This is a genomic window from Photobacterium sp. NCIMB 13483, from assembly GCF_003025475.1.
Classification (GTDB): domain Bacteria; phylum Pseudomonadota; class Gammaproteobacteria; order Enterobacterales; family Vibrionaceae; genus Photobacterium; species Photobacterium piscicola.
The window spans coordinates 47,914-68,325 of the sequence record NZ_PYLV01000021.1; the positions used below are offsets into that span (position 1 = coordinate 47,914).

A 20,412-nucleotide genomic window follows, 5' to 3' on the forward strand; every position below is an offset into this window, starting at 1 on the left:
CTATTGGCTGTGTGCGAGATCTCTTACAAATATGTGGGAGATAAGCATGCTATTAATGCATACATAATCACTGGTTTAATTTAAGTTGTTGTTATAATGGATTTTATTTTTCATTTTTATTTGATTGATTAGAAGGTGGTAAAAAAGATATTTTGTTCTATATAGGATTTAGTCGGTAATTCACATAGTATTAATGGTGTCGAAAGGATACGACGGAACGGAACAGGAAAGCGCCACGGACACAGGCAGTCTCAGGATGAGATATTGGTAAGCTAGGATGGTTTATCAAACATGGAATGTGAAAGGAACACTGTAGGATACGGTATTAAGGTAAACAGGATGTTTATCTGTCAGGAAGGCTAGGATAACTTCAGGACGAAGTAAGGAACACCTCTAGGATTGAGGCATAAGGGATCACTTCAGGATGAAGTAAAGGACACCTCCAGGAAGGAGATGAGAGTCAGAACAGGATGTGATGACGGGTTAGGATGGCCAAAGGAACAACTTCAGGAAGAAGTATAAAGGACAATGCTGACGGAATACAGCAATCAAAGGATGGATGCAGGGAGCAACATAGTAGCTGGATTGCTGCAAGTAAGACCTCAGGGCGCGACGAAAGTCGCGCCCGTTCTTTTTTGTGCTATTCCCAAAGTAATGTATCAAATGACAACGTGTTAAATTTGATTCTTTGAGGATGACTTGCTTTTATTCGCACCTCGCACCTCGCACCTCGCACCTCGCACCTCGCACCTCGCACCTCGCACCTCGCATTATAATAAATGAGCGTTTTTCTACTTATTTTGTAAGAGATCTCTTACAAGCTTGTGGGATAACTTCGTTATTAAGTCTCACTTATGATGACTGATTATTTATAAAATCCAATGATATCATTACCTTAAATTGATATGTTTATTTGTTAAGATTAGTATTAAATAATTAATGGAATATTTAATATTGCGTCATTTTTCTGGTGAGGTAAGATATTGTCATCAGCTGGAGCTGACAAGGATTTAGGAATAGCCACGGAATTGGCCGCTCAGGATGAGCATATAGATGATGCGGACTATCATCTAGCGAGGATGCATAGGCTTCTCTGGGATAGAGGGCTATAGATAGGATATCTATTTGTCAGGATGACAATATTCTAGGATGGAATTGGGACAAATTTCATGATGAAGTTAGGATGACTTCTTGTGGAGTAAAGGACACCTCCTTCACGGAGAGAGAGTCAGTAGCGGATATACTGATGGGTCAGGGATTACCGAAGAATGACTTCTAGGATGAAGTTAAGATTTACCTGGGGATTTGTATATCAAGGATTGATAGCAGGGAGCACGACAGTAGCTGGATTGCTACAAAAGTAATATCTAAGGGCGTGACAATATTTATTGTCGCGCCCATTCTTTTTGGAGCGAGAAAAAGTTAATAATCGCAGCCTTCAGGAATACGGTGCGGCGGCACATAAAAATAACTCGCACGTAAACGTTTCATTTCAATATAACCTTGATAGATATCCATACCATCAGTTGAAAACTCAAACACAAATACTGTTCGCCAGCCCCATTCTCCATGATGATCTTTGAGCTTTTGCTCACCTCTCGCAAAGCTGATCATCTGCAAGCCCATATTTTTACAACGCTGCTCAATGTAATACTGCGCTAATTCAGTTTGGCGTCGTTGTTGCCAAAATAAGACGCCGATAATAGCAATAATTAAAATACCGAACAGGTTATTCATAGAGTAAAAAGCCTTTATAAACGGTGAATGCGATTAGTGATTTTTAGCATGCTGTTGTAATTTTTGAATAGCATTGATCAGTGCTGGATCCGCTTGACCATGAAGTATCTGCAACATGATTCCACGTAATAATGGTTGCATGACTAAATCAGTAAATAGTTGATTAAACAATGTTTGATCTTGGGTTTCAGCTAAACGTAATAAAAATAATGAGGCGATATTTATATCAGTAAAACCACTCCAACAACGACCAGCGATAGCAATAAGTACCTCGCGGTGACATAACGATGGTTGATGCAAAATAGTCGTTAGGGTTTGCTGTAATTGTTGTGGTGCACTACCTGCAAGGGCACGTACTAACGCTGATATCAAAAATAAATCGGGTTGCTGTTGTTGGCATTCTAGCGTTAAGCGTTCCGTTATACGTTGTGCTAATGGTGCAGGAATAGGGCAATGCTCAAGGCAACCTAGTAATGCATACAGTGGCGTCATTGGAAGATGGTTTAACGCTTTACGTAACGAGGTTGCGTTATTGTGTTGTGACATACGAGCACAGATATCAGCTAAGCCTTGTAGACCTACATGTTGCCATTGTAACCAATCTTGTTGGCCTGATAAGTAAGCTTGTGCATCGGCATAGTATTGGCTAGGCGGTAGGTTAAGTAATACTCGTAATTGCGCATTAAATATCGCCATCTTGTCATCATTGGGCTTAAACGTATAAGGGTTGTTGGCAAGCTTTTGTTGTTCATCTTCGGTAGGGGTACTGTTTAAACTTGCGCCCATAGCTTCAATGACATATTTAATAAAATCACCAACAGCCGCTTGTTTTAGTAGCCCACGTTCATCCAATGGTAAGCGTAAAAACCACACCCAAGGTGGTTGCTGATGTTGCCAAAATGAAATGGCAATATGGGCATGCTGCTGAAGTGGCCATGGATAAGGCTGACGATTCTCTTCAACTGCTTTAAATTGGTCGTTATCAATTTCATTCACTCGACGACCTAAATCAAAAATATTATAACGACAACCTGCGTTATCAAGCAATTGGGTTAAAGTATGAAAGGTTTCCATGGACATAATAAATAAAGCTCCTTCAATTTAGCTTGTTAGTTTAAGTAATCGTATTAAGTCAGCATACCTGTGAATAGATCGCTAATCACCATAATATAGTTGGGGCTGTTGGGCCAAAATGCTATCCTGCGCCGTTTTTATTATCAATAAAAGAGGAGTTATGATGGATAAATATCATCAAAGTCAGCAATTACTCACTCAATTAGAAAATATTCTACAACAGCACCAATATTGGCAAGAGGTTGCTCCTGAGCCACAAGCATTAGCGAGTACAGAACCTTTTGCGATTGATACTTTAGATTGTCATCAGTGGCTTCAATGGATTTTTATTCCTAAATTACGTTATTTAATCGTGCAACGCTTACCATTGCCGACCCAATTTGCTATTTCACCTTATGTAGAAGAAGCAATGAAAAACCAAGTCGGTGTACTAGATATTGTGGCAACAACACGTGAAATTGATCAATTATTTAAACATTAAGTGAGCATAATGGAACTGGAAATTTTATATCAAGATGATGCGTTAATTGCAGTAAATAAACCTGCAGGTATGTTGGTACATCGTTCTTGGTTAGATAGCCACGAAACTGTATTTGTGGTGCAAACATTGCGCGATCAAATTGGGCAGCATGTGTTTCCATTGCATCGTTTAGATAGGCCAACATCTGGGGTACTTTTATTTGGCTTATCCAGTGAGGTTGCAGCATTGATGATGCCAGTCTTTGCTGGTCGAGAAATGCATAAAACTTATCATGCGGTAGTGAGAGGCTGGGTAAAAGAAGCGGCAGTGCTGGATTATCCGCTTAAAGTGATGCTAGATAAAATTGCAGATAAAAAAGCGACCGAAGACAAAGAGCCTCAAGCGGCCGTTACCGCTTATGCGCCATTAGCGACAGTCGAAACTGATATTGCAGTAGGGCGTTATGCGACCAGTCGTTATAGCTTAATTGAACTGCAACCAGAAACCGGACGTAAACACCAATTACGCCGTCATATGCATCACTTAGACCATCATATGATTGGTGATGTTAACTATGGCGATGGTAAGCACAATCGTATGTTCCGTGAAAATCTTGATTGTCATCGTTTGATGCTGCACGCATCACGATTACAATTTCTTCATCCATTAACAGGTGCTGCACTAGATATTCGCGCTGATGTTGATGATGTTTGGCAACGTGTTATGACGACATTTAATTGGTCACCGTCATTACTGTTAAATGCATAATATAAAATAGCGTTCAATGGTGGTGAATGGGCGATAGCGCAAACTTATCAGCTTAAATTTACGTCAGCACTTGCTTTTCTTTAGTGTAATTGCCAGATTGGTAATAGTCCCTTATTGAGGACGTCTGACAGCAAAGGAGAGCGGACAATGAATAAGTTAGGCATATTTGTAGGCTCTGTATATGGCGGAGCAGAAGAGTTAGCAGAAGCATTAGCCGCAAAATTAACCTCGGTGCCCGTTGAGATTTTCTTTGACTCAACACTCGATGATTTCATGGCCTATGATGCTGATACTGTGTTAGTGATAACGTCGACCACCGGTCAAGGTGAGATTCCAGAAAATCTATTACCGTTATATGTCGCGCTGAAGGATCAATTCCCTCTACTGCCCAAGCAACGTTATGGTGTCATTGCTTTAGGTGATTCTAGTTATGGGGAAGATCGTTTTTGTGGGGCAGGACGTCAATTTGATACGTTATTAACTGAGCTCAATTCGACATCAGTTCAACCTCGATTAGATATTGATGCTGGGGTGCATTTTGAGCCGTTAGACGTTGCAGATGCATGGTTTACACAATTTGTAGCGAGTGCAGATCAAGCTGCGGCGTAACTATATCATTGAAATAAAAATGATTGTTGACATTGCGATCGAGAGTTACCCCGTTAGTCATTAACGGGGTATTAATCTTATATCTCAACATGGTCGTGTGATTTACGCATGTTTATTGATAGTCGTAATTAATGTTTCACGTAATAACTGCTGTTGTTGTTTGGTTAAGCGTCCACCCGTTTCATTAACAATAATAAAAAAGTCTTCTGCTCGCTCACCGATAGTGGTGATTTTAGCGGCTTGTAAACTCACATTAAGATCTGCAAATACAGCGCCGATCTTTGCTAATAATCCAGGCATATCTAATGCGACTAACTCCATCATAGTTTTGCGTCCAGTTTTGGTTGATAAAAATTCAACTTTGGTCGGTACATTAAAATGGAGTAATTTGCGTGGTGCTCGGCGAATTTTACGCTCAGATTTCATCGCGGTAAGGGCTTTGGTTAAATTACGAATAATACCCACATGGCGGTTTTCATTAATCGCTTTGCCGTTAGGATCAAGTACCATAAAAGTATCTAGCGTATAACCATCCTTACTATTCATTATCTGAGCATCATGAATACTTAAATTTTTCTTATCTAGCTCAGAGACCACAATTGCGAACAGTTTGGCTTTATCTTTGCTGTAGATAAATACTTCAGTGCCGCCACGGGTGGCTTTTTTACTCATCAAGATAATTGGTTTATCACCATTGTGTGTTAATAATGCTTGTGCATGCCATGCCAATTGTTTATGTGTATGACGTAGAAAGTAATCAGCTTTAAAGCGACGCCATAGCACTTCAATATCACGTGGCATAAACCCTTTTCCGCGTAATATTGCCGATGCGAGTTGTTGATTGTGACGAATACGATCACGCATGTCTGGGGTTTTTTCTAGCCCGCGGCGTAATGTTTTTTGGGTTGAGTAGTACAATTCTGCCAATAGAGTGCGTTTCCAACTATTCCATAGATCTTGGTTGGTGGCACAAATATCAGCAACGGTTAAGCATACCAAGTAATCTAAATGCTCTTCATCACCCACTTGTTTAGCGAACTCGGCCACGACTTCTGGATCATAAATATCACGTCGTTGAGCGGTGACTGACATTAATAAGTGTTTTTGCACCAGCCATGAAACCGTTTCAGCATCAGGGTGAGACAGCCCGTGTTCGATACAAAAATCATAAGCATCTACTGCACCTAATTCGGAGTGATCACCGCCACGTCCTTTAGCTATGTCGTGAAAGATCGCAGCCAAGATTAAGATTTCTTTTTTAATTAAACGCGGATAAACCTCACAACAAATCGGGTGCTGTGAATGTTGATTAGGATCGTTAAATTTATGCAGATTTTTAATAACACGAATGCTGTGTTCATCAACGGTATACACATGAAATAAATCAAATTGCATTTGGCCTACAATGTGACTCCATTGTGGCAAATAGGCCGCAATAACGCCGTGACGATGCATTAATTGAAATGCTTTTTGAAGCGCATTGGGCTGGCGTACTAACTCCATAAATTTTTCACGAGCCGCAGGAATGTCAATCAAAAAGCGGTTGAGTCGGCGTCTAGCGGTGCGTAATTGACGTAGGGTAGGCGCGGCAATACCTTCAATATCAGAATTTTGTGCAATATGAAGAAACATATCGAGAATGGTTTCTGGTCGCGCTTGAAATAAGGCCGGTTTGGTGGCTTCGATTAAATTGCCTCGTAATTGAAAATCATCATTGAGTACAATGGGCGCAAGGCGAGAGTCTGGTTTAATGATTGCTTCATCAAACAGCTGTAATAACATTTTATTGAGTTCAGCCACACGGCGTAAAATGCGATAAAATGCTTTCATCATCATTTCGACTGCTTGATTACCTTCACCATGATAATCGAGGTTTTCTGCTACTGAGGTTTGGTGATCAAAGGTGAGACGATTATCATAACGACGCAGCTCTATATGAAGGGCAAATCGAATTCGCCACAATGCATTTTGGCATTCAACTAGCTCTCGGTATTCAGCATCGGTTAAAAAACCATGATGACTCATTTCTAATAAGCTGGTGGCTCCAAAATGACGTCGTGCAACCCAGCTAAGGGTATGGATATCACGTAAGCCACCAGGACTTGATTTGATGTCAGGTTCAAGATTATAGGTGGTGTCGTGATAACGAGCATGGCGAATGCGTTGTTCTTCAACTTTGGCCTGATAAAAAGTTTCACTTGGCCAAAAGGAAGGTGAATTAATTGCCACGGTTAATTGGTGGAATGTTTGTTGGTTACCACATAAAAACCGTGATTCAGTTAAATTAGTGGCGACAGTCAGATCGTCTTTACCAACGGCAATACATTCTTCAACGGTACGTACACTTTGGCCGACTTCTAAACGTAAATCCCATAGTAATGTTATTAGAGCACTGACATTGGTCGCGACGTCTTCCGCTAATGGCTGTTGACTTAATATTAATAGGTCAACATCAGATAATGGGTGCAATTCTCCACGACCATAACCACCTACAGCGATTAATGCTAAGTCAGGTTGTTGTTCAAACCCATAAAAACGCCACAATCGAATTAATAATTGATCAATAAAATGACTGCGTTCTGTGACTAAATCAACAATGGATTTTTGTTGTTTAAATTGCAATTTTTGCTCTTCAGCAAAATGGGTGAGTGCACTACGTAAGCTGTCGAGAGTAATGGCATCGTCGAGGTAATCAGAAAGTTGCGTCGCTAAAAGATCTGTCATTGCTGTCCGTGCGGTAAGGATGTCTTGTATTTACTATAACCATTTCGAATCATGAACTGTATCGCTAGATATAAAAAAACCGACGCAGAAGGTCGGTTTTTTTTATTTTAGCAACGGTGCTAATGCAGATAACGAATTATGCGTTATGCATTAAACGTGGCAATGTTTCTTCTTTACGTAGTGTTAAGATTTCACAACCATCTTTAGTTACTAATAAGGTATGTTCCCACTGTGCTGATTTTTTACCATCAACTGTGTACACCGTCCAACCATCTTGCTCGTCTGATTCACAGCTGAATTTACCCGCGTTGATCATCGGTTCGATAGTAAAACACATGCCTTCTTTCATTACTGTGCGATCACTATTTTTGTAGTGAACCACTTGTGGCTCTTCATGGAATTCGTTACCAATACCATGACCACAGTAATCTTTAACGATAGAAAAACGGCTGCTACCCGCTTTGATGAATTTTTGAATGGCAGTACCTAGATCGCCAATTTTCGCACCCGGTTTTACTTTTTTGATAGCCAGATAAAGGCTTTCTTGAGCAACACGACAAAGGCGTTTGTCTTCAAGAGATACTTCACCTACTTCAAACATCTTTGAAGTATCACCATGGTAACCATCTTTAATCACTGTCACGTCAATATTAATGATGTCGCCATCTTTCAATATTGCGGGCTTGTTATATTTGCCGTTAGCTTCTACAACAATTTCATCTGCTGATGCAGGAATGCCGTGGCAAACAACGTGGTTAATAGAGGTACACACAGATTTAGGAAAGCCGTGGTAGTTCAACGGTGCCGGAATAGCTTGTTGAACTTGTGTGATGTAGTCATGACAGATTTGGTCTAGCTCTTCTGTCGTCACACCTGCCTTTACATGCGGTTCGATCATTTCTAATACGTCTGCAGCCAAGCGGCCAGCAACACGCATTTTTTCAATTTCTTCAGCCGTTTTGATCTTAATGCTCATAAAATCGTCTCAATCTGTATGTTTCTGTGTAGGACTATATTACCAGCCGCAAGGGGTTAAAGGGAAGATAAGATTAGTTCTCATGTCCAATTTTGACTGGATTTTATTAGTCGTTCTATGGTATAAAGCGCGCCGTAAACAGTGATTTTGTATCTGTTATAAGCAATTATTTAGCCTTAGTGGTGAGGTCATTGCGTGTGATGGTGCAACTTGATTGGATTACACATACTTTATTTATTATTCACACATATCGACACATCTGCCGGGGTGCTCAGTTACTTATTGTAGGTAACAACAGCAATACGCTGTTATCGGGTCGGTTTTAAGATGGGATATGTGGACGCCTAACCCCATAGAGGATTATTCAATGGCAACTGTATCAATGCGCGACATGCTTCAGGCTGGTGTACACTTTGGTCACCAAACTCGTTACTGGAACCCAAAAATGAAGCCATTCATTTTCGGCGCTCGTAACCGTGTACACATCATCAACCTAGAAAAAACTGTACCAATGTTCAATGCAGCACTAGCTGAAATTGAAAAAATTGCTGCACGCAAAGGTAAAGTTCTTTTCGTTGGTACTAAGCGCGCAGCTAGCGAATCAATCAAAGAAGCAGCAATTAGCTGTGACCAGTACTACGTAAACAACCGTTGGTTGGGTGGTATGTTGACTAACTGGAAAACTGTTCGTCAATCAATCAAGCGTCTTAAAGATCTTGAAGCTCAATCTATTGATGGTACTTTCGAAAAGCTAACCAAGAAAGAAGCGCTTATGCGTACTCGTGAAATGGAAAAGCTTGAGAAATCACTAGGTGGTATTAAGAACATGGGCGGCCTACCAGACGCAATGTTCGTAATCGGCGCTGACTGTGAGCACATCGCAATCAAAGAAGCTAACAACCTAGGTATCCCAGTATTTGCTGTTGTTGATACTAACTCTGATCCAGACGGCGTTGATTTCGTTATCCCAGGTAACGATGACGCAATCCGCGCGATTCAGCTTTACACTGGTGCTGTAGCTCAAACTGTTAAAGAAGCTCGTAACCAAGATATCGCTGTTCAAGCAGAAGAAGACGGTTTCGTAGCTGAAGCTTAATAGCCTGCTGCTTTACATAAGCATCTTAAGTTACCTTGCGTAAACTAAGAATGGTTACCAGGGGCCGATAATGGCCCCTGATTTTTACTCAACGAATTCAAATCTGAGGATTATCACATGGCAACAGTTACAGCTGCCCTAGTTAAAGAACTGCGTGAACGTACTGGCGCAGGTATGATGGATTGTAAGAAAGCACTAGTAGAAGCTAACGCTGATATTGAGCTAGCAATCGAAAACATGCGTAAGAGCGGTGCTGCTAAAGCTGCTAAAAAAGCAGGTAACGTAGCAGCTGAAGGTACTATCATCATCAAAGATGCTGACGGTAAAGCAGCACTTGTTGAAGTAAACTGCCAGACTGACTTCGTTGCTAAAGATGGTAGCTTCCTTGCATTCGCTAACTCTGTTGCTGATGCAGCACTTGCTAGCCACGCAACAGTTGAAGAACTTCAAGCACAATTTGAAGAAGCACGTATCGAGCTAGTAGCTAAGATCGGCGAAAACATCTCTATCCGTCGCGTAGCATACATCGCTGGCGATAAGGTTTCTGCTTACACTCACGGTACTCGTATCGCAGTAGTTGTTGCTGGTAACGGCGACGAAGAAACACTTAAGCACATTGCAATGCACGTTGCTGCATCTAACCCTGAATACGTTAACCCATCTGACGTACCAGCTGAAGTTGTTGCAAAAGAGCGCGCAGTTCAAGTTGAAATCGCTATGAACGAAGGCAAGCCACAAGCTATCGCAGAGAAGATGGTTGAAGGTCGCATGAAGAAGTTCACTGGCGAAGTTTCTCTAACTGGCCAAGCTTTCATCATGGAACCTAAGAAAACTGTTGGCGACATCTTGAAAGAAACAGGCGCTACAGTAACTGACTTCGTACGTCTAGAAGTTGGTGAAGGTATCGAGAAAGCTCAAGAAATGAGCTTTGCTGAAGAAGTAGCAGCTGTTCAAAAAGGTTAATCCTTTTTAATCAGAATATCAAAGACCGCAACCGAGGTTGCGGTCTTTTTACAACTCTATATCTTAAAATCAGCCTGGAAGGTAAAAAAAACATGACCACAAACCCTAAACCAACTTATCAACGTATTCTTTTAAAACTAAGCGGTGAAGCTCTGCAAGGTAAAGAAGGATTTGGTATCGACGCTCAAGTTCTTGACCGCATGGCACAAGAAGTAAAAGAACTCGTTGAATTAGGTGTTCAAGTCGGCCTTGTTATCGGTGGCGGTAACCTATTCCGTGGTGCTGGCCTGGCTGAAGCAGGTATGAACCGAGTTGTGGGCGACCACATGGGTATGCTAGCAACGGTAATGAACGGCTTAGCAATGCGTGATGCGCTGCACCGTGCCTATGTGAACGCGCGAGTAATGTCTGCTATTCCTTTAAACGGCGTATGTGATAATTATAACTGGGCTGATGCAATCAGTCAGTTACGTCAAGGCCGCGTTGTTATTTTCTCTGCAGGTACAGGTAATCCGTTCTTCACAACAGATTCTGCTGCATGTCTTCGTGGTATCGAAATCGAAGCTGATGTAGTATTGAAAGCAACAAAAGTTGAAGGCGTGTTTACGGATGATCCAGTTAAAAATCCAGATGCAACGCTTTGTGAACAGCTGAGCTACCAAGACGTACTTGAAAAAGAACTTAAGGTAATGGATTTAGCTGCATTTACCCTTGCTCGTGACCATAACATGCCAATTCGTGTATTTAACATGAATAAGCCAGGCGCATTACGGCGTGTCGTTATGGGTGAGCAAGAAGGTACGCTGATCACTAACGCTTAAGCCTTGTAAATTGATTAATATGGCGCTGACGCTCAGCGCTATGATGACAGCATAATTTAAGGTATTTATCGTGATTAACGAAATCAAACAAGACGCGCAAACGCGCATGGAAAAAAGTGTTGATGCACTGAAAGGTCAATTGGTTAAAATTCGTACTGGCCGTGCACATCCAAGCCTACTTGATACTATTTATGTTGAGTATTACGGCGCAAGCACACCGCTAAAGCAAGTTGCTAACGTGGTTGCTGAAGATTCACGTACATTAGCGATTACTGTCTTTGATCGTGAACTATCAGCGAAAGTTGAAAAAGCGATCATGATGTCTGATTTGGGCCTAAACCCAATGTCAGCAGGTACTGTTATTCGCGTTCCATTGCCACCACTAACAGAAGAGCGTCGTCGCGATCTAGTTAAGATTGTACGCGCAGAAGCTGAACAAGGCCGTGTTGCGGTACGTAATATTCGTCGTGATGCAAACGCAACAGTTAAATCTTTACTAAAAGATAAAGATATTTCTGAAGATGATGATCGTCGCGCACAAGATGAAATTCAGAAACTAACAGATGAAGCTATCAAGAACATCGAAGCTGTTCTTGAAGTGAAAGAAAAAGAGCTAATGGAAGTTTAAAACTTCTTCTTAATTTAGCTGACCAAAGTTAAGGCGCTGTGCGGCAGCACGGCGCTTTTTTTTTGAGGGATAAATATGGGACAACCTTCAATAGACGCTGTTCCTTCAGCCGACTATCTTCCACAGCATATCGCTGTAATCATGGATGGTAATGGTCGTTGGGCTAAAGCCAAAGGTAAAGCGCGAGTATTTGGCCATAAGGCCGGTGTAGAGGCGGTACGTAGGACTGTTTCTACTGCAAATAGACTCGGAATTAAAGTTGTTACATTGTTTGCTTTCAGCAGTGAAAATTGGCGCCGTCCAGAGGATGAAGTCTCACTACTGATGGAATTATTCATGACTGTTTTAGGTCGTGAAGTAAAAAGACTACATAAAAATAATATTCGATTATGTATTATCGGAGACAAAAGTCGCTTCAGTACTCGAATGCAGAAAAAAATAGCTGCAGCAGAGTTGTTAACTGAAGGTAACACTGGGCTAGTGTTAAATGTCGCTGCTAACTATGGTGGTCAATGGGATATTCTCCAAGCGACTAAGCAAATGATGCAGCGAGTAGTAGAACAACAACTTGACATTGAATCTCTGACTGAACAAGATTTAGCGCAGGGGTTAGTGACTCAAGGCTTACCGGATGTTGATCTATTAATTCGTACTAGTGGTGAATGCCGCATTAGTAATTTTATGCTGTGGCAAACGGCTTATGCTGAATTGTATTTCACTGAACAACATTGGCCAGATTTTGATGAACAAAGTTTGGTAAATGCTGTGGCATGGTTTGTAAATCGTGAGCGCCGCTTTGGTTGTACTGGCGAGCAGATACAAGCTTTGTTAAAATAAAAAACATTATTTTCGCCAATGCACAATGTCGTGTGTTGGCGTTATTGTTTAAGTAACGGGCATCGCCCAATACTGAATATTATATTTCCTATAAAAGAGGACGCAGCTTGCTTAAGCAACGAATTATTACCGCGTTAATCCTCGCGCCACTCGTCATTGCAGGGATTTTTTTTCTGCCGTTACCCGCTTTTATTATTGCGATGGCTGCAATAACCTTAGTCGGTTTTTGGGAGTGGACGCAGTTTGTTAACGCATCATCGCGTATTAAAGCAATGATTTTACCGAGTGTTACGTTGGTAGCAAGTATTGCACTATTACCCACAGATCCCGCGTCACTCTCTCATCCCGGTGGTATTTATCGCACTATATTGCTTATTGGTGGGTTGTGGTGGCTTGTCGCATCTGCATTGGCGATCAGTTATCCCAAAAGTGCGGATTTTTGGTCTAAAAAACCATTTCTAAAGCAAATTTTTGGTTTGCTCACATTATTGCCTTTTTTTTGGAGTATTTTAATGCTCCGAGCCGTGAATTATGACAATAATCCGTATCACGGTGCTTGCTTAGTTTTACTTGTGTGCTTATTAGTGTGGGCAGCCGATACTGGCGCTTATTTCTCTGGCAAGCGCTTTGGTAAGCATAAGATGGCGCCGGCAGTTAGCCCAAATAAAACCATTGAAGGTTTAATTGGTGGCGCTTGTTTAGCAATATTTATTACTTGGCTAGGATCGCATTTATTGTCGATTGAGTTCACATCATTAGGCCAACTGTTCTTTATTGCTATTGTTACTGTGATTATTTCGGTATTAGGCGACTTAGTTGAAAGTATGTTCAAGCGTGTTTCCGACATAAAAGATAGCGGTAATATTTTACCGGGACATGGTGGAATACTGGATCGTATTGACAGCTTAACGGCGGCGATACCTGTATTTGCATTACTCTATCTGTGGCTAATATAATTAATAACAGCCATCTTTTCTAAAGGCAGCTATTTCGCTGCCTTTTTTGTAACTGTAAGTGATTTTATGCGTAAGTTAACGATTCTTGGTGCTACGGGCTCGATTGGCAGTAGTACCTTAGCGGTAGTCGCTCAAAACCTTGATTCTTTTGAAGTTACCGCATTAGCTGCGGGTTCTAATGTCGACAAAATGTTTGAACTGTGTCAACAATGGCGACCGAAATATGCGGCAATGGCATCTGTAACTGCCGCTGAACAACTTAACAACTTAGTGGTGCAAGCAGGGTTAAACATTCAAGTCTCTGGTGGTGATGACGCTATTTGTCACGTCGCAGCATTAGATGAAGTTGATACGGTTATGGCTGCCATCGTTGGTGCTGCAGGTTTATTACCTACTATGGCTGCGGTTAAAAAAGGTAAGCGCATTTTATTAGCCAATAAAGAAGCATTGGTTATGACCGGGCAGATGTTTATTGATGCCTGTGAAAAATACGGGGCAGAATTATTGCCCGTTGATAGCGAACATAATGCTATTTTTCAAGCATTACCTGCTGAAATTCAACGCCGTATGGGACGTTGTGATTTAGCGGCTCATGGCGTTAGTAAGGTATTATTAACCGGTTCTGGTGGTCCGTTCCGCTATACTGATATCAATACCTTAGATGCTGTTACACCGGCAATGGCGATTGCACATCCGAATTGGTCTATGGGACCTAAAATTTCGGTTGATTCTGCAACCATGATGAATAAAGGCTTGGAATACATTGAAGCGCGATGGTTATTCAATGCCAGTCGCGAACAAATGCAGGTGATTATTCACCCACAATCAGTGATCCACTCAATGGTGCAATATAAAGACGGTTCAGTCATCGCACAGATGGGATTACCTGATATGTGCACGCCAATTGCATGTGCAATGGCATATCCACAACGGATTGAATCTAGCGTGGCACCACTTGATTTTAGTCAGATCGGTGAGTTTACTTTCATGGCTCCTGATTTTGATCGTTATCCATGTTTGAAACTGGCTATTGATGCTTGCTATAAAGGTCAAGCAGCAACCACCACCTTAAATGCGGCCAATGAAATTGCTGTTGCTGCCTTTTTAGCCAATGAAATTCTTTTTACTGATATTGCGAAAGTAAACAAGTTAGTGTTAGACACCGCAGTATTAACTGAACCTAATGATATTGATGCCGTAATGGTGCTCGATAAACAAGCGCGTGAGCTTGCTTTAGACATTATTGCGAAGGAATTTGCATGATTGAATTTATCCGTAATTTAAGCGCTTTTTTAGTTGCTCTTGGTATTCTGATCGCCGTTCACGAGTTTGGCCATTTTTGGGTCGCTCGTCGTTGTGGTGTCTATGTTGAACGCTTTTCTATTGGCTTTGGTAAAGCTTTATTTAATCGCGTCGGTAAAGATGGTACAGAATACACATTAGCACTGATACCACTGGGTGGTTACGTGAAAATGCTTGATGAGCGGGTAGCCGAGGTTCCGCCTGAGAAACGTCATATGGCGTTTAATAATAAGAAAATTTGGCAACGAAGTGCTATTGTTGCGGCAGGTCCAATGGCAAATTTTGTGTTTGCTATCTTTGCTTATTGGGTGGTGTACCTGATTGGCGTGCCTGCTTTAAAGCCTGTTATCGGTGAAGTTGCGCCACAATCTATTGCGGCGAAAGCGGGAATTATTCCAGGAATGGAACTAAAATCAGTTTCTGGACTCGAAACATCTGATTGGGAATCTGCCAATATGGCATTAATTTCTCAAATTGGAGATAAGCAAGTTGTGATAACTGCACAAGAGCCTGACAGTTCGGTTGTGGTTTCACGTACACTTGATTTAACCGACTGGTCTTTTGATCCTGAATCCCAGCGCGTGTTGACGACATTAGGTATTTCGCCATTTACACCGCCAATTACGCTAACTGTTTCACAACTTGTTGATAATAGTGCAGCAATTGATGCAGGATTTGAATTAAATGATAAGATTGTCGCTGTTGATGATAAATCAGTAACGCAGTGGCAGCAATTTGTTGATGCTGTTCGTAGTCATCCAGGCAAAACGCTACAAGTTGAAGTTTTACGTGATGGGGAACCAGTGATGTTATCATTGACACCCCGTGTAAAAGTTGAACCTGATGGTAAAGAAGTTGGCTATGTAGGATTGGCACCAAGTATTGAACCTTGGCCAGCATCGTACAAAGTTAATTTACAGTTTGGTCCAATTGATGCGGCGATCAAAGCGACCGAAAAAACCGGTCAATTAGTGTCACTAACGTTTGATATGGTCACTAAGCTTGTGACTGGTGATGTTGCAATGAAAAACCTTAGTGGACCGATATCTATCGCTAAGGGAGCCGGAATGACAGCCGAATTTGGCTTAGTCTATTTCCTCGGTTTCTTAGCCTTGATCAGTGTTAACCTAGGCATTGTAAACCTATTACCTTTACCTGTGCTTGATGGCGGACATTTAATGTTCTTTGCTATCGAGGCGGTAACTCGTCGTCCTGTATCTGAACGAATTCAGGATATTGGCTATAGAGTGGGATCAGCCATTTTGGTTGCGTTAATGGCGGTTGCGCTATTCAATGATTTTACCCGACTTTAATAAATGCGTATTTAGCAAGGAATAATCAGTACAGTAATGGCGATTAAAAAACTGTTAGTCGCATCGCTGCTTTTGACAAGTAGCGTTGCGCATAGCGCGGAAAATAAATTTGTAGTTGATAACATTCGTTTTGAAGGTCTTCAGCGAGTCACTATGGGGGCAGCATTGTTAAAGATGCCTGTTCGCGTTGGTGATACTGTTGATCCACAGGATATTTCAGCATTAATCAAATCTCTTTATTCTTCCGGCAACTTTGAAGATATTAAGGTCTATCGAGACGGTAATACGTTATTGGTTGATGTAAAAGAGCGTCCAACGATTGCTGATATTACTTTTGCTGGCAATAAAGCTATCAAAGATGAGCAATTAAAAGAAAATCTTGAAGCATCAGGTTTACGTGTTGGTGAAGCGCTAGATAGAACAACATTATCTAAGATTGATAAAGGTCTAGAAGATTTCTACTACAGTGTGGGTAAATATAACGCTACTGTAGAAGCTGTTGTGACGCCTTTGCCTCGTAACCGTGTTGATATTAAATTCGTTTTCACTGAGGGTGTATCCGCTAAAATTAAGCAGATCAATATCCTTGGTAATCATGTTTTCAGTGATGCTGATTTGGTCGGTAAGTTCAAGCTTAAGGACAGTGTGCCTTGGTGGGACTTTATGGCGAATGAAAAGTATCAAAAACAAGTTCTGCAAGGCGACTTAGAAACATTACGCTCACAGTATCTCAATAATGGTTATTTAAAGTACCGCTTAGAATCAACGCATGTTGCAATCTCTCCTGATAAAAAAGGCGTGTACATTACTTTAAAAATTCATGAAGGTGAGCAATACAAGGTTAAAAACGTTAAGTTCCAAGGTGACGTTAATGGCCGTGTTGCTGAGTTTGATAAGTTAGTAACCTTTAAAGCAGGCAGTGTCTATAATGGTGCTGAAGTAACAGCATTAGAAGAAGCTGTTAAGCGTGACTTAGGTAAAGCAGGTTATGCTTACCCTAAAGTGACCATCATGCCTGAGTTTGATGATGCTGCACATCAAGTATCCTTGATCGTTAATGTTGAACAAGGTAAGCGTGTATATGTGCGAAATATTGAATTTAGTGGTAATAACACCACTAAAGATGAAGTATTACGTCGTGAAATGCGCCAAATGGAAGGTTCATGGCTCAACGCTAAATCAATTGAAACGGGTAAGCAACGTCTAAACCGTACTGGTTTCTTTGAAAATGTTGATGTACAAACTGTCCGTGTTCCTGGTTCTGATGATCAGGTTGATGTGAAGTACAAAGTTAAAGAAGCGAACTCTGGTAGTGTCAATTTCGGTGTGGGTTACGGTACTGAATCAGGTATTAGTTTCCAGGCGGGTTTAACCCAGAAAAACTTCTTGGGTACAGGTAATTTATTTGGCATTAATGCAATGACCAATGATTACTCTAAGAACATTAGCCTTGAATACAAAGATCCGTACTTCACGATTAACAACGTTAGTCTTGGTGGTAAGATTTACTACAACGAGTTTGAAGCATCAGATGCTAATATCTCGGATTACACCAACCAAAGCTACGGTGCAAGTTTAACATGGGGCTTCCCATTTAATGAATTGAACTACTTTGATTTTAGCTTGGGTTATGATCATAACAAGATCTCTAATATTCAAGATTACTATCAGATCGAACAATTTAAGAAGATCCATGGCTTTGATGAAAACAGTGATAATGCGATTGAACTTGATGACTTCAGCTGGAGTATTTCTTGGACGCGTAACCATTTAAACCGTGGTTATTTCCCAACATCAGGTAATTACCAGAATGCATCATTTAAGATGACCATTCCGGGGTCGGATTCACAGTACTTCAAGACGCAATATGATGTTCGCCAGTACATTCCATTAACAGAAAAACAAGACTACACCTTATTACTTCGTGGTAAGTTGGGTTACGGTAATGGTTACGGTAAAACAGATAATGGCAGCGATCAGCTAATGCCATTCTACGAAAACTATTATGCGGGTGGTTTTACAACTATTCGTGGTTTCCGTTCTAATACTGTGGGCCCTAAAGCTGTGTATGGTGAAGGCCAAGGTAACAACCAACAAGGTGTTGTTAGTGATGAGTCTACAGGTGGTAATGCTATTGCTCTAGCAAGTATGGAATTAATTGTTCCAACACCATTTGCTTCACAAGAAGTTAAAAACCAAGTACGTACGAGCTTCTTCGTTGATGCTGGTTCGGTGTGGGATACTGAATTCCACCCTGATTATACTAACGCGAGTTCATTACCAGATTATTCAGATCCCGGTATGATTCGAGCGTCGTACGGTGCTGCATTACAGTGGATGTCCCCAATGGGTCCACTTGTATTCTCGGTTGCGAAACCAATCAAGAAATATGAAGGGGATGATGAAGAGTTCTTCACATTCACCATTGGTCAGTCATTCTAATTTTTAAGGAGAGTCTTTTGAAACAGTGGATTAAAGCAGCAAGTTTAGGTTTAGTAATTTTATCTTCATCTATGTACGCTAATGCGGCAGAAGCTGCACAAAAAATTGGTTACGTGTCTACAGGTCAGGCTATGTCTGAGTTAGCTACACGTTATAAAGTACAAGAGAAATTGCAAAAAGAATTCAGCGGCCGTGTGGCAGCTTTACGTTCGATTGAAGGTAAAATGAAAACCAAAATCGAAAAGATGAAGCGTGATGGTGAACTAATGACGCCAACACAACGTACTGACATTCAACGTCAACTTGCAGCCCTTGATTCTGATTATAAGCTAAAAGCAAAAGCGTTAGCTGAAGATCAACGTCGTCGTGGTATGGAAGAAGAGCAAAAGCTTGTTAAGAAAATCCGTACAGCGATCGACACTGTAGCGAAGAAAAATGGTTACAATGTTGTGCTAGATGCACAAGCAGTATTGTTTGCAAGTAAGAGCGATGACTTATCATCTAAAGTTATTGCAGCAGTAAAATAAAGCAGTAACCCTGTGGTAAACGTTGTAGCTGGCGAATTCAGCTGCAACTTTTGATCTAACAGCCACCTCTAGGTGGCTGTTGTTACAAGAGAGATAGGATAAAATGGCTGTAATTACTCTTGCTGAATTAGCGGATAAATTAGGTGCAGAGCTCCATGGCGATGACACAACTGAAATTCACTCAATAGCTGCGATGGGCAAGGCTACTACAGGGCAAATCACGTTCCTTTCTGATAGCAAGTACCGTCAACAGCTTACTGAGTGTCAAGCGGATGCAGTAATGCTACGAGAAGCGGATGTCGAATTTTTCAAAGGCAACAAGCTCGTCGTAAAAGATCCTTATCTTAGTTATGCGTTAGTGGCTCAACTTCTTGATACAACACCTGTTGCGGCGACTGATATTGCTGCTTCAGCTTATATTGATCCAACAGCTATGGTTGGTAGTAATGTTGCTATTGGCCACAATGCTGTGATCGAAGCTGGCGTACAATTGGGCGATAACGTTCAAATTGGTGCGGGTTGTTTTATCGGTAAAAATGCCATTATTGGTAACAACACCAAGTTGTGGGCAAATGTCACTATCTATCATGATGTAGTGCTAGGTTCACAATGTCTTGTGCAATCAAGTACCGTTATTGGTGCTGATGGTTTCGGTTATGCGAATGATAAAGGTGAGTGGGTTAAGATCCCTCAGTTAGGTTCGGTACGCATTGGCGATCGCGTTGAAATTGGTGCTTGTACTACTATTGACCGTGGTGCACTAGAAGATACTATTATTGCTGACAATGTGATTATTGATAACCAAATGCAAATCGCCCATAACGTGCAGATCGGCTATGGTACAGCAATGGCGGGTGGTACTATTGTGGCTGGCAGTACTACAATTGGTAAATATTGTATTATTGGTGGCGCTTCTGTACTCAATGGTCATATCAAGATTGCTGATGGCGTAACCATTACCGGTATGGGAATGGTCATGCGTAGTATTGAAGATAAAGGTATGTATTCTTCAGGTATTCCGCTGCAACCTAACAAAGAGTGGCGTCGAACAGCTACCCGGGTTCATCGCATTGATGATATGAATAAACGTCTAAAGGCAGTTGAAAAACAACTTAAAGCCAACGACGAATAATTTTTTATCAGCATTGACTGGCCTGCCTTGTGTAGGCCGTTTTGCAT

The 20,412-nt window shown here is 41.3% G+C and carries 18 protein-coding genes; 14 read left to right on the top strand and 4 right to left on the bottom strand.

Annotated elements, in window-relative coordinates; all coding sequences use genetic code 11:
• Window positions 1-1,422 precede the first annotated feature (1,422 nt).
• Both C9I86_RS15200 and C9I86_RS15205 read right to left on the bottom strand, forming a co-directional pair.
• Window positions 1,423-1,737: a DUF3301 domain-containing protein gene (locus tag C9I86_RS15200; protein ID WP_080158990.1), complete on the bottom strand. Its 315-nt coding sequence runs from the start codon at window positions 1,735-1,737 to the stop codon at window positions 1,423-1,425.
• A 33-nt stretch (window positions 1,738-1,770) separates the two neighbouring features.
• Complete coding sequence (locus tag C9I86_RS15205; protein WP_080158991.1) at window positions 1,771-2,817, bottom strand: DUF3549 family protein; 1,047 nt, start codon at window positions 2,815-2,817, stop codon at window positions 1,771-1,773.
• A 157-nt stretch (window positions 2,818-2,974) separates the two neighbouring features.
• Between C9I86_RS15205 and C9I86_RS15210 the strand changes: the two genes are divergently transcribed.
• From C9I86_RS15210 to C9I86_RS15220, 3 genes are all read left to right on the top strand, one after another.
• Window positions 2,975-3,292, top strand: a complete 318-nt coding sequence (locus C9I86_RS15210; RefSeq protein ID WP_080158992.1) for a YqcC family protein — start codon at window positions 2,975-2,977, stop codon at window positions 3,290-3,292.
• 9 nt (window positions 3,293-3,301) lie between these two features.
• On the top strand, window positions 3,302-4,039 hold the full coding sequence (gene truC / locus C9I86_RS15215) for a tRNA pseudouridine(65) synthase TruC (RefSeq protein ID WP_107276842.1): 738 nt from the start codon (window positions 3,302-3,304) through the stop codon (window positions 4,037-4,039).
• 147 nt (window positions 4,040-4,186) lie between these two features.
• The gene (locus C9I86_RS15220; protein WP_080158994.1) at window positions 4,187-4,648 is read left to right on the top strand and encodes a flavodoxin; all 462 of its coding nucleotides are present in this window, start codon (window positions 4,187-4,189) and stop codon (window positions 4,646-4,648) included.
• A gap of 102 nt (window positions 4,649-4,750) precedes the next feature.
• Here the strand turns inward: C9I86_RS15220 and glnD are convergent, their stop codons facing one another.
• Complete coding sequence (gene glnD, locus C9I86_RS15225; protein ID WP_107276843.1) at window positions 4,751-7,372, bottom strand: bifunctional uridylyltransferase/uridylyl-removing protein GlnD; 2,622 nt, start codon at window positions 7,370-7,372, stop codon at window positions 4,751-4,753.
• A 136-nt stretch (window positions 7,373-7,508) separates the two neighbouring features.
• A complete protein-coding gene (map, locus tag C9I86_RS15230) occupies window positions 7,509-8,348 on the bottom strand; it encodes a type I methionyl aminopeptidase (protein WP_080158996.1) in 840 nt (279 codons plus the stop codon).
• A gap of 367 nt (window positions 8,349-8,715) precedes the next feature.
• Between map and rpsB the strand changes: the two genes are divergently transcribed.
• The 11 genes from rpsB to lpxD all read left to right on the top strand — a co-directional run bounded on the left by rpsB (window position 8,716) and on the right by lpxD (window position 20,365).
• Window positions 8,716-9,444 (top strand): 30S ribosomal protein S2, encoded by a 729-nt coding sequence (rpsB, locus tag C9I86_RS15235; protein ID WP_080158997.1) that lies wholly within the window; start codon window positions 8,716-8,718, stop codon window positions 9,442-9,444.
• A 117-nt stretch (window positions 9,445-9,561) separates the two neighbouring features.
• Window positions 9,562-10,407, top strand: coding sequence for a translation elongation factor Ts (gene tsf, locus C9I86_RS15240; protein ID WP_080158998.1), 846 nt, complete (start codon window positions 9,562-9,564; stop codon window positions 10,405-10,407).
• A 92-nt stretch (window positions 10,408-10,499) separates the two neighbouring features.
• The gene (gene pyrH / locus C9I86_RS15245; RefSeq protein WP_036793410.1) at window positions 10,500-11,228 is read left to right on the top strand and encodes a UMP kinase; all 729 of its coding nucleotides are present in this window, start codon (window positions 10,500-10,502) and stop codon (window positions 11,226-11,228) included.
• A 70-nt stretch (window positions 11,229-11,298) separates the two neighbouring features.
• The gene (gene frr / locus C9I86_RS15250; protein WP_036793412.1) at window positions 11,299-11,856 is read left to right on the top strand and encodes a ribosome recycling factor; all 558 of its coding nucleotides are present in this window, start codon (window positions 11,299-11,301) and stop codon (window positions 11,854-11,856) included.
• Between the two features lie 75 nt (window positions 11,857-11,931).
• Window positions 11,932-12,693, top strand: coding sequence for an isoprenyl transferase (locus tag C9I86_RS15255; protein ID WP_080158999.1), 762 nt, complete (start codon window positions 11,932-11,934; stop codon window positions 12,691-12,693).
• 107 nt (window positions 12,694-12,800) lie between these two features.
• Entirely contained in the window at window positions 12,801-13,649 is an 849-nt protein-coding gene (locus C9I86_RS15260) for a phosphatidate cytidylyltransferase (RefSeq protein ID WP_107276845.1), read from the top strand.
• Between the two features lie 66 nt (window positions 13,650-13,715).
• A complete protein-coding gene (gene ispC / locus C9I86_RS15265) occupies window positions 13,716-14,912 on the top strand; it encodes a 1-deoxy-D-xylulose-5-phosphate reductoisomerase (RefSeq protein WP_080159001.1) in 1,197 nt (398 codons plus the stop codon).
• Entirely contained in the window at window positions 14,909-16,264 is a 1,356-nt protein-coding gene (gene rseP, locus C9I86_RS15270; protein WP_107276847.1) for a sigma E protease regulator RseP, read from the top strand. The genes ispC and rseP overlap by 4 nt, the downstream gene beginning before the upstream one ends.
• 36 nt (window positions 16,265-16,300) lie before the next feature.
• A complete protein-coding gene (gene bamA, locus C9I86_RS15275; RefSeq protein WP_107276849.1) occupies window positions 16,301-18,706 on the top strand; it encodes an outer membrane protein assembly factor BamA in 2,406 nt (801 codons plus the stop codon).
• Between the two features lie 17 nt (window positions 18,707-18,723).
• Entirely contained in the window at window positions 18,724-19,233 is a 510-nt protein-coding gene (locus C9I86_RS15280) for an OmpH family outer membrane protein (protein ID WP_080159004.1), read from the top strand.
• Window positions 19,234-19,336: 103 nt separating this feature from the next.
• On the top strand, window positions 19,337-20,365 hold the full coding sequence (gene lpxD / locus C9I86_RS15285) for a UDP-3-O-(3-hydroxymyristoyl)glucosamine N-acyltransferase (RefSeq protein ID WP_107276851.1): 1,029 nt from the start codon (window positions 19,337-19,339) through the stop codon (window positions 20,363-20,365).
• The last annotated feature ends 47 nt before the right edge of the window (window positions 20,366-20,412 follow it).